At 53.5% G+C, this 6,922-nt stretch carries 11 protein-coding genes; 9 read left to right on the top strand and 2 right to left on the bottom strand.

Features of this window, described 5'->3' with window-relative positions; genetic code table 11:
• From AAAB35_RS25255 to AAAB35_RS25240, 4 genes are all read left to right on the top strand, one after another.
• The coding region (locus tag AAAB35_RS25255) for a hypothetical protein (RefSeq protein WP_340671055.1) at nucleotides 1-192 on the top strand (192 nt) is incomplete at its 5' end.
• 11 nt (nucleotides 193-203) lie between these two features.
• Nucleotides 204-1,139 carry a hypothetical protein gene (locus AAAB35_RS25250; RefSeq protein WP_340671054.1) on the top strand — a complete coding sequence of 312 codons (936 nt, stop codon included), beginning with the start codon at nucleotides 204-206 and terminating at the stop codon, nucleotides 1,137-1,139.
• Between the two features lie 3 nt (nucleotides 1,140-1,142).
• Nucleotides 1,143-2,222, top strand: coding sequence for a hypothetical protein (locus AAAB35_RS25245; protein ID WP_340671053.1), 1,080 nt, complete (start codon nucleotides 1,143-1,145; stop codon nucleotides 2,220-2,222).
• Between the two features lie 185 nt (nucleotides 2,223-2,407).
• The gene (locus tag AAAB35_RS25240) at nucleotides 2,408-2,854 is read left to right on the top strand and encodes a hypothetical protein (protein WP_340671052.1); all 447 of its coding nucleotides are present in this window, start codon (nucleotides 2,408-2,410) and stop codon (nucleotides 2,852-2,854) included.
• A gap of 13 nt (nucleotides 2,855-2,867) precedes the next feature.
• Here the strand turns inward: AAAB35_RS25240 and AAAB35_RS25235 are convergent, their stop codons facing one another.
• The gene (locus AAAB35_RS25235) at nucleotides 2,868-3,353 is read right to left on the bottom strand and encodes a thermonuclease family protein (RefSeq protein WP_340671056.1); all 486 of its coding nucleotides are present in this window, start codon (nucleotides 3,351-3,353) and stop codon (nucleotides 2,868-2,870) included.
• Between the two features lie 97 nt (nucleotides 3,354-3,450).
• Here AAAB35_RS25235 and AAAB35_RS25230 point away from each other — a divergent pair, with 97 nt between their 5' ends.
• From AAAB35_RS25230 to AAAB35_RS25210, 5 genes are all read left to right on the top strand, one after another.
• The gene (locus AAAB35_RS25230) at nucleotides 3,451-4,077 is read left to right on the top strand and encodes an N-acetylmuramoyl-L-alanine amidase (RefSeq protein ID WP_340671051.1); all 627 of its coding nucleotides are present in this window, start codon (nucleotides 3,451-3,453) and stop codon (nucleotides 4,075-4,077) included.
• Nucleotides 4,078-4,104: 27 nt separating this feature from the next.
• Nucleotides 4,105-4,422: a cell wall anchor protein gene (locus AAAB35_RS25225; protein ID WP_340671050.1), complete on the top strand. Its 318-nt coding sequence runs from the start codon at nucleotides 4,105-4,107 to the stop codon at nucleotides 4,420-4,422.
• A 10-nt stretch (nucleotides 4,423-4,432) separates the two neighbouring features.
• A complete protein-coding gene (locus tag AAAB35_RS25220; RefSeq protein ID WP_340671049.1) occupies nucleotides 4,433-4,924 on the top strand; it encodes a hypothetical protein in 492 nt (163 codons plus the stop codon).
• Nucleotides 4,925-4,977: 53 nt separating this feature from the next.
• Nucleotides 4,978-5,403, top strand: coding sequence for a hypothetical protein (locus AAAB35_RS25215; protein ID WP_340671048.1), 426 nt, complete (start codon nucleotides 4,978-4,980; stop codon nucleotides 5,401-5,403).
• Between the two features lie 434 nt (nucleotides 5,404-5,837).
• Nucleotides 5,838-6,140, top strand: coding sequence for a DUF982 domain-containing protein (locus tag AAAB35_RS25210; RefSeq protein ID WP_340671047.1), 303 nt, complete (start codon nucleotides 5,838-5,840; stop codon nucleotides 6,138-6,140).
• A 219-nt stretch (nucleotides 6,141-6,359) separates the two neighbouring features.
• On the opposite strand, the gene AAAB35_RS25205 is transcribed toward AAAB35_RS25210, so the two are convergent.
• A partial coding sequence (locus AAAB35_RS25205; protein WP_340671046.1) for an isoprenylcysteine carboxylmethyltransferase family protein occupies nucleotides 6,360-6,922 on the bottom strand: 563 nt, incomplete at its 5' end.

Genomic DNA, 6,922 nt, shown 5'->3' with positions numbered 1-6,922 from the left:
GTCCACGTCTTCGGATTCGGGGACGGATGGGGCGGTTTCTGCGAGCCCTATGCTGCAGACGGTCTGACGCTCGGGACCGAGAACGGCGACGAACTGGTAACCGAAAATGGCACCTTCATTATTACCGGTCCGTTGACCCGGGATGCCGAGTGGATGTGCGAAATCGACGTTAAACCCTACGACTGCATGTGAAGGATTGAAACATGGCTGATTGGTCTCCACCCTTTGCGAATGCCGGCGAAAAGCGGCTTCCCACTCCTGAAGAAGTTGCGAACGGCTTTCCTTGTGGGCCCGCTGATCAGCGACTATTCAATGCGCTTTTCAATCGTGTTGAAGCCGAGCTCGGTGATCTTGTGGGATTTGCCGGTATCACGCCTTCGGACGCCGACAACACAACGGTGCGTCAGGCGGTGCTGGCCCTTATTGATGCGGCAACTGGCGGCAATCCCGCCGGCTACATCCTGATGACGCAGGCGCGGGCTCGCCTTCCTATCTTTCCCGAGGTTATCAATACCGATGGGCGCATTATTGTCACATCTCCGGGAACAGGACAGGTGAGGCTCCCCGGCGGCGTGGACTTCCTGCACCGCGGCATTTTCACGGTAACGACATCGCAAACGGACTTCGCGACCGACCCGTCAAAAACGTATCATCTTCGATGGGATCCAACGAATGGATTCCGCCTGATCGATGTGGCCAATAACGTCTATAATCCCACGGCGTTGGTGGAGACCAATATCAAGTTTGATAGTACCTTTGATGACATCATCTTTGCTCGAGTTATAACCAACTCCTCAAACGTTCCGACCATAACAAACCTGGCCAACAAAAACCTTCTCACAGCTGATGGTTATGGAGCCTCTGCACCATTCGGTGATGCTGGATATGACCCAGCTACACCATCGTACACCATTGAAAATGATGTGATGGATCCGAAGCTGATGACTCATTACGCGACTCAAACCGTCAACTTCGCTCGGACTCCCCAAGTCTATATCACTGCCATTCAAGATGTCTTCACAGTTAACCCTCCTGTATCTGAAGTCTCAATGGGCGCTCGGGCATTGAGCCGATACAACATCGCTGTATGGGCGCAGGGTGATGCAGGACATGCAACCGGTTGGGCAGCGAGGGCATAACTTATGGCGATCATTGAGATTGAAGACCTTCCTTCAACCGGTCTACCCAATATGCTGCATGAATTCGCAGCGCAGAAGGACGGCCTGACCGTCAAGTTGCGTGTGGATCAAGTGTACAGCTTGATCCTTGCAGCCATGCAGACTGGCGCTCCATCGAACATGAACACCTTCGATGAGATATCCGCTTCACTCGGTGATGATCCTGCTTTTGCCGCTACTATGACATCCGCATTAGCGCTTAAGGCGGCACTCACTCAGGTGGCGCGCACTGATGTGTCCCAGTCGTTGAGCTCGGCTCAGAAGATACAGCTGCATTCCAACATTGCTCGCGCCAATCTGAGAAATTTAATCGTTAACGCGCAGATGGCGGTTGCTCAAGAGTCGGGTGGCGGTTCAAGCGGCACAGCTGGTTGGCACGCTGTTGACCAATGGTTTTCTAGTTTCAGCACGAGTGCTGGTGTTGTCAGCTTCGGGCGTGTGGGGTCAAAGACACCTCGCGGATCCGCATATCGAGTGCGCTTGTCAGTAACAACCGCTGATACCTCTCTTGCCGCGGGTGAGTATCTTTGCCTCACGCAGAAATTGGAGGGAAGTCGCCTAGCCGATCTAGGATGGAACGGAACAACCGGACAGCAACTTGTTTTGCGTTTTGGTTTCAGAGGGCCGGCCGGAACCTACTCCATCTCCTATCAAAATCCTGTCACAGCCACACGCACTTGGGTGTCTAATTTCACTATCTCCGCAGGACAGGCAAACACTGATGTGGAGATTACAAAGGTAATTCCCGCCTGCACCACCGGTGGAACATGGCCCAATGATAACGGGCAGGGTTCTCAGCTTAATATTACGTTGGCAAGTGGATCAACATTCAACACAACGCCGGATGTATGGGCCACTGGCAACTTCTTGGGTGGCACCGGTATATCAAATGGTCTCGGGGCAAATACCAATGTTTTCGAGTGTTTGATGTTGGCTTGTACGCTGACCCTGCCTCCACAGGTGTTGCGCCAGAATGGGTTCCTCAAGACTACTATGAGGCTTTGCGAGATTGCGAGCGATATTGGTTCCTTATGGCCGGTGTAATTATTCAACCACCATCAGCCCCGAATTCATCGGTGTTCTTTCCGACTTACATGCGGGCAAGTCCAACCGCTACCAATCCAACAGGCAACCCAGGCTTTGTTTTGAACCAATCGACGCCGCTCAATGCAGACATTTCATGCACCACTCGTGCTTATGCCAATGTCGCCTTTAACGCGAGGATGTAAATGAAATACGTATCAGCAAGATGGGCGACGCCGCAGGAAAATGGCGTCATTGAGGCCAAAGGCGATGACGATCAAACTTATTGGATACCGAGCCACGATAGTGATGTTTCACCTTGGCCTCAATTCCTCGCTGAAGGTGGCGTCATTGGTCCATATGTGGCTCCGGTATTGACCCCGATTGAGTGCCCATTATCACCCGATCAATTTTACACCATGCTGGACAATGAAGGGAAGTTCGAGGACTTCGATGCGGCCATCAATACAGTGACGCCAGCATCCAAAAAGCAGACCTGCCGCAACCAGTTCAACAATGCGCAACTCTTCACTTGGGACATGGTTTTGGTCCAGATGGTAATGCCGAATGTTTACGGAGCAGGATGGGAAGAGACGTTTGGGCCAGTGTGGGTGGCTGCATATAACATCCTTAGCCAATTGGCTGCGGAGTGAACGATCGCGGCCATTACCGGTTCAGCTTCCGGTAATCCCACGGCTTCATAAACTTGCCCTTCCACACTCCGGCTTTGGTGGCTCGCGCAACTCTTTCCTCCGCAGCATATAGACCCTTGGAATATTGGGGATAGTCGATTGCGTAGCCATGAGTGACCAGCCAGGACGCAAGATTGTCACCTTTGGAGTTGATGCAATTCGCTACGATGCGTCCGTATCTGTCCCGATCGACGGCCTTGCAGCCAACTGGTTGAGAGCGTTGAAGCAACTCGTCCAGAGCAAAACTGCCAATCTGGCCACACCGGTATGCCTTGCCTTTCCCGTCTTCACAGGTCTGACGCCCTTCTGGCGCGTCGACTCCGAATATCCTGATCCTCTGGCCGTGTATCTCGATGGTGTCCGCATCGATGACGCTGGCCGTGCCAATGATACTTGCATCACTGCCAAGCGCAGGCGCTGTAATGAGGGCTGCAACAGCCGCCAGTAAAACTCGCTTCATATATTTTCTGATCCCCAGACCCAAGGCGAGGATCATGTGTCCGGAGCAGACGGCTGTCTAGTCCGTCGTTGAGTTAACCCACACAAAGGAAATGTCCATGGCAACTTCTCAGGAAGTGCAGGAGCGCTTGCGCGCGCTCGGCTATTACAACGGCAAAATCGACGGCGATCTTGGTCCGGCTTCCAGAACGGCCATTGTCGAGGCGCTCAAGGGTGTCGCGGCTGTCGCGCAGCCGGCGCCGCTGCCCGATTACTCGGCGGTTTCGGATTCTATCAAGACATTGCTTTCGAAGCAGCCTAAGGCCTCGCGATTGATCAACGAAATCATCGTGCACTGCACGGCCACGCCAGAGGGCAGGGCGGTTTCGGTCGACACGATCCGCGGCTGGCACAAGGCGCAGGGCTGGAAGGACATCGGCTACCACTATGTCGTTCTGCTGGATGGCACGGTTCAGGCCGGCCGACCTGAAGCCGAAATCGGATCGCACGTCGCCGGCCACAACACCGGCACGCTCGGGGTCGTTTACGTCGGCGGTGTCGCTGCTGACGGGAAGACGCCTAAGGATACGAGAACGCCAGCGCAGAAGGCAGCGCTTCTCGCCATCGTGAACGGTCTGATCGCCAAATATCCGGCGGTCAAGAAAGTTACTGGTCACAACCAGTATGCAGCGAAGGCCTGTCCTTCGTTCGATGTCCGCAAGGACGCACTCGGCCAACTCATCTGATCCCAGATATTTCAACGGAGAACGACCATGCGCACTCTGCTTTTCGCAGCGGCGGCAGCCCTTGTGCTGTCCGCCTGCACCACCACGAATATCGATAGCGCCATTCAGAAAAACCTTCCTCGAACCTGTTCCCTGATCAATCAGGCTCATGCTGCGTTCATCACCGTCTCGATCAGCGGCAGCGTTTCTGCCAAGACCGTGGCGAAAGAAGCTGCAGCCTATGAGGCCGCTCAGAAGGTCTGCGTAGACCCGAGCTCGGTCACGGCTTCGACCGCGCTGGTCAAGGCCGCTGAGGTCTACGCGACCATCACCATCGCCCTTCGCGATGCGAAGAATGCGAAGTAAGGGGGCGGGGATGAACGTGCTGCTTTCCTTAGCCGTCATGTTTGCCGTCATGATCGATCCTGCGTTCGCGCAGGATCAGGTCATCGCTCCAAGCTCTTGGCTTTACGATATCTGGCAGATCGTTCAGCCGGTCGTTGTCATGCTGGTTTCGACCGCAGGGCCCATCCTCGTCACCTGGCTTGCGGCCAAGTTGGCAGCTTTGCTGCAATCAACCGACGAGGCCAAGCGCAAGGAGATCGAGGAACGATTACGATTGGCGTTGCATACCTCCGCGTTCAACGCGCTGAAATATGCGGCCTCGCGAGCAGGGATACAGCTTCCCGATGCTCTCTCTTCGATCTCCCCGGCGGTAGTGGACGCAATCGATTACATCAGGTCCAAAAATCCGGACGCGATCGACGCATTCAAGCTGTCCAACGAACAACTGGCAGAGATCGTCATTTCGAAGCTGCCGGATGTCAAAGCAATCATCGCTGCCGGGCTACCGGACGCTAAGAAATAGAAGAATCGGTTTCGGACGGATGATCTCCGCACTCGCATCAACAAGGGCATGAAATGACGGACAACAGGACAGATTGGAAACCCGATATGCTACGTCCTTGGTATGGCCACTTTAATTTACCGACGATCCTGGCAGTGCTCGGTGTTGGTTGGGGCATTGCCAGCTACGTCAAGGATCTGTCCAATGGCCTTGAGTCCATGCAGGTTCAGGTTCAAAACCAAAACGCTATGTCTCTGGAAAGAGCCAAGCAAACTGATGCCAAATTTGATCAGCTGATGATCTTGCCGATGCAGGTTCAAAACCTGCAGATATCGGACCAGGCTCAGAACCAGCGGATGGATCGCATTGCGGATACCATCATCGAAGCGTTGAGGAAGGATATCAACGCCGTATCGGTCAAGGTCGAGGTCCTGACCACCAAGATCGATAATATGAATGGAACTCGGAAGTCAGAGCTGACGTATCCGCAGAGCAAATAATTCCATCGCCCTGCCGGTCAGGGCCATTTGTTGGGTTGTGGAGGAAATACCTGGCATCCCACCCAGGTGAGCAACACAAAAACGATGCAGATAATGAGCGTCGACATTCTCTCTTGCTAGCCCGTGATGGTTGAGGCTCGGCAGAGGAGTTGAGGAGAGACCGAGCCTCGTTGTTGCCAATCGTTTAGACGCATTAACCCTAAAAAACTGCGCCTATCGATGCTTGCGGTCAATTCACGATAATTTATTAGAGTGGTTAGCCCTTCCGCGGACTCGGGCTTACCAGTGTAGGCAGTCCGCGGTGGTTCCGCCCTCGAAATAGCGATGTTCCCTCTTAGTGCGGTACGAGACATGCAAAGTTAAAATGCTGCTGCGCAATGCGTCGGCAGGTTAATGTGGTAGGAACATTTCTCTGATTATTCACGTTTCCGAACATGGAAGAAAACGCCTTCAGACCACTGATATTGCGCCGGCAAGGCAAAAAACCCGAGACTATCGGTACCCTTAACGATGCATTCGAATTTCTGAAACACAACTGGCACAAAGCCCGACGTGGTCCAGTGTGTCAGCGCGCTAAAATTGCCTGTTCGGCCGCGCTTAAAGGAGCGGTCACGGTGGAGGAGGCGAGAAGCGCCTTTATCGAAGCCGCAGTTGAGGCAAACATGCTTGTCGAGGATGTGGCGGATTCCCTGATCCAAACCCTGGTTGCAAAAGCCCTTCCTGGCAATTTCGAATAGTCAAACCATTAAAATTCGCCCGCCGCCGGTCAATCCGGTCGGCGGGCTCTTTTTGCATTTACGGCTCTAATGGGGGATCGGTAGCGAAGGCTCGTTTGGCCGATCCCCTTATGGACACAGGCTCGAAATCGCGATCACCAAGAAATCATGAGCATTGGGAAATTTGCTGCTTAATCCGCCTCGCGCCGTAGGTAATGCGTTCCTCGTCTCGCACCCCTTTCAAGGCAGGCGCATGAGGATCGGAGTGATCCCGGCGTCCTGCAATCGTTCGAGTACTTCGAAGAAAGGTATCGCCAATATGAAAATCATGGCGTCAAGAAATACTCTCGCAACTATATGCGGTGAAACCTCAACCACCCTGACATCCCTCCATAAAAGCGGGTTCGGTAGCCATCTAGGTACTCTGGCTTTGTATTGGCTGTAATCAGCACCGAGCTTCCCATTGAGGTGACGCTCTTCATATCGAATTACAATCTGGAAGACGGCGAATACCAGCAGGCCAACTACAAGGCCGAAAAAAATGCTTTCCGACGAAAGGCCAACGCCAATTCCCCCAACCACGGAGAAAACGTAGAGCGGATTTCGCACCACGGAATACGGGCCAAGCTTAATCACACTCCTATTTTTAAGCCCGCCAATATAGAGCGAGCACCAAGTGCGTCCGAGAATGCAACTGACAATTGCTGCCCATCCGATCTTTTCAATTATGTCGTGATCGATGAGTTGTTCAGCTGAACGTGTAAGAAAAAAAGCCGGGATGACGAACAGGAACGCCGCTGCTA

Origin of the sequence: Phyllobacterium sp., from assembly GCF_037994425.1 — a bacterium.
In the GTDB taxonomy this organism is placed as follows: domain Bacteria; phylum Pseudomonadota; class Alphaproteobacteria; order Rhizobiales; family Rhizobiaceae; genus Phyllobacterium.
Note: the sequence above shows the minus strand (reverse complement) of the source record. Positions and strands in the feature narration are given on the sequence as shown.